The sequence below is a fragment of the Alkalibacterium sp. m-11 genome, assembly GCF_054658155.1.
Genome location: NZ_BAAGIR010000206.1, coordinates 1 through 2,605, shown reverse-complemented (window position 1 = coordinate 2,605; position 2,605 = coordinate 1). Strand labels below are relative to the sequence as shown.

Annotated in this window: 2 protein-coding genes; both read left to right on the top strand. The window is 32.0% G+C overall.

What is annotated here, in order from left to right:
* The first annotated feature begins 364 nt into the window (after nt 1-364).
* On the top strand, nt 365-895 hold the full coding sequence (locus ACYQ2O_RS11660; RefSeq protein ID WP_459796664.1) for a hypothetical protein: 531 nt from the start codon (nt 365-367) through the stop codon (nt 893-895).
* A 32-nt stretch (nt 896-927) separates the two neighbouring features.
* A complete protein-coding gene (locus tag ACYQ2O_RS11655; protein ID WP_346024558.1) occupies nt 928-2,529 on the top strand; it encodes a VPA1262 family N-terminal domain-containing protein in 1,602 nt (533 codons plus the stop codon).
* Nucleotides 2,530-2,605 lie beyond the last annotated feature (76 nt).

Here is a 2,605-nt window from a genome sequence, read left to right as displayed (position 1 = left end):
GCGCATATGGGCGTTTCATTTGCATGGCTATTTTTAAACATAATTGCTAAAAATGAGGAATTAACGAATACAGGTTTTCTAATTACATGCAATAGTGGATATTTAGTGTAAAAAGGGTAAATTCAAATCTTTTCACTATTCCATTCCAATTTAAAGTTTGATACAATTATCATGCTAATTAATTTAGTAAGGGACCCTTCCATCCCTCTGCGCAAACATGAGGTGGAAGGGTCTCTTTCTATTTCTCCTTAATTACTCTTAAGGACATTATATTCGTCTATTTACGGACAAACAACTCCATCATATTCAGGTCATTTGAAATTGGCTAAAACAAAGAGAACTCTTTGCGCCTAAAATGAACATCATGAATGAATTTGGGAAATTTGTGGTTGTTATCATGAATGAGGCTGAATTTAGAAGAAGGGTTCATAAGGCGGCAGAAAAAGCGGATTATGATTGTGTCTTTGGGGGTGTAAATTATCATACTGCTAATGATCGCGGAAATTTAGTAACTGGAAATATGCTTCATCTGATTAGGGAAGATGAAATAGATATTAACAAACTTGCATCTGAAAAAAATGTGATTAATCACTACGACTGTTTTGATAAATGGGATAAACATGCTTATCAAAGAGAATGGAGAATATGCATAAATAGAAATAACCACGAGGTTACTCCGTATCGATTAGAAATAGGTAATATATCAGATATTGCTTTTATAGTTTCTGTTGAGATGTTATATCCCGCTCTGTTTAAATGGTTAGGGGGTTTTACATCAGAAAGTCCATTGTTTTATTTGCCAAAGTATGGAGGGACTGTTACTAGAGATTTGTTTAAAATGAACGTCTACAATATGAGGCCAAACAAAGGTTATTTACTTACCACAATTATGTAATTAGTGGAGATATAGATGATGGGCTTATAATTATGAAATGTTATATATCGCAGATTAATGGGTTTTATAAAGGATTTGATAAAATATCAGAGTTTGATGAAATAAAACAAGTGGGTGAAGTAATGAATGAAAACGTCAATTCTCATGATCGAATAGCTATCGAATATGCCTCGTTAACTCAACCGGGTAATTTAGGATTCTATAAATCATGTGAGGTAACTACAGTATTTATGATTAATAAAACTTCAAGACAAGCATTTAATTATTTTTCAATTTTTGCATTTCATGAAGGAAAAGCATTAAAAGAAAATATTGAATATCTAACTGAAAAGCCATTAAGAGTTTCTGATGAATACACACTGGGGATTTGTAGATATTACTTAACTATGGAAGAAGCCTACGAAAGCTTTAACCAAATGAGACACAACCAATCACTTATCAACAAGGGTGGGGAATTACAAATTGGAAAATTGAGTTTAATCAACAAACAATTTGTACCGCAAAATGGAACAACAGAAGTTTGCCTTAATAGAATTTTGAAAAATAATTTTATGAATGGATGTTATATTTACGAGTTCTTTAACAATAACAAAAAGATTGCCTCAAATTTGACTAAAAATCAACTGGAAAAGATCTCTGCTTTTATTCTGAAATATGTTCCAATTGATCTTCATGTCCTACAAGATAGAATAGGAAATATTATTTTTCAATTTCCATCAAATTTAGTAACTTTAAAATCATCATCAAGTAAGGATGGAGAAACACTTAACATAACTCTTAACACGGACGATAGGATTACTGATAACGATAGGTATTCTATCCTTGTATCCAACGAATTTGATGGTTGTTTAACAGGGACTAGATACCATTCTGTGAAAAACAACCAAAACACTATATTGGACATAGGAGATACTGATAATTTAATTAAGTCTAGGGTTTACGATAAAAAGTCAAATCTGGTAGTCTATGAGGCTAATTATAGCTGGATTAAAGAAATAAATACTAGATTTCATATAGGTAGCGAATTTTCTAAGAAGAGAACTATGAATATACCTGAGGGAACAGTGGATGTAGAGGTGGAATCTGTAGAGTTTTTAAGCGTCCCCCCTATAAAGCATACAGAAGAAAAATACTGGAAAGAGTTTGTAAAGGAGAGGCAGTATAGGGAACGACTAGAAGAATTGGAACGTCGAATGAAATTTATGCAGTATGGTACAGCCGCTCATCATGGAAGAAAACAAGCTTTAAAAGATATTAGAAAATTAATTAATATACATTCAGAAAATCAAATTATGCTATGGGATCCTTATTTAACAGTATATGATATTTTTGATACTCTTTATTATTGTAAACAGATGGGGGTAGAGATGCGAGCGATTACTTCTTCAAGTGGTGAAACTAGGAAAATAAATGGTGAAAAAGATCAGAACATTACTGCTTGGATTGAAGAACAGAAAGAAGTCTTTAATACTAAAAGCAATAATTATGGGATAAATCTTCAGGTTAGATGTCAGCATACTCAATTTGGTTGGAAATTTCACGATAGATTCCTGTTATTTGTAAAAAGAGATGGGACTACATTGGAGGGTGCTGAAAAAGAAACCCTTTTTAAGGGCTATAAATGGGTAAAATAAATAATCAGTGATTATCTGGTAAATTTCAAGGCATTTACACAGGTAGCACTGATTATTTTTGTTTGTGTTCTATTAA

What these genes read in the sequence shown, in the direction of transcription:
- ACYQ2O_RS11655 (WP_346024558.1), top strand. Translation starts at nt 928, where the DNA reads ATGAAATGTTATATATCGCAGATTAATGGGTTTTATAAAGGATTTGAT.
- ACYQ2O_RS11660 (WP_459796664.1), top strand. Translation starts at nt 365, where the DNA reads ATGAATGAATTTGGGAAATTTGTGGTTGTTATCATGAATGAGGCTGAA.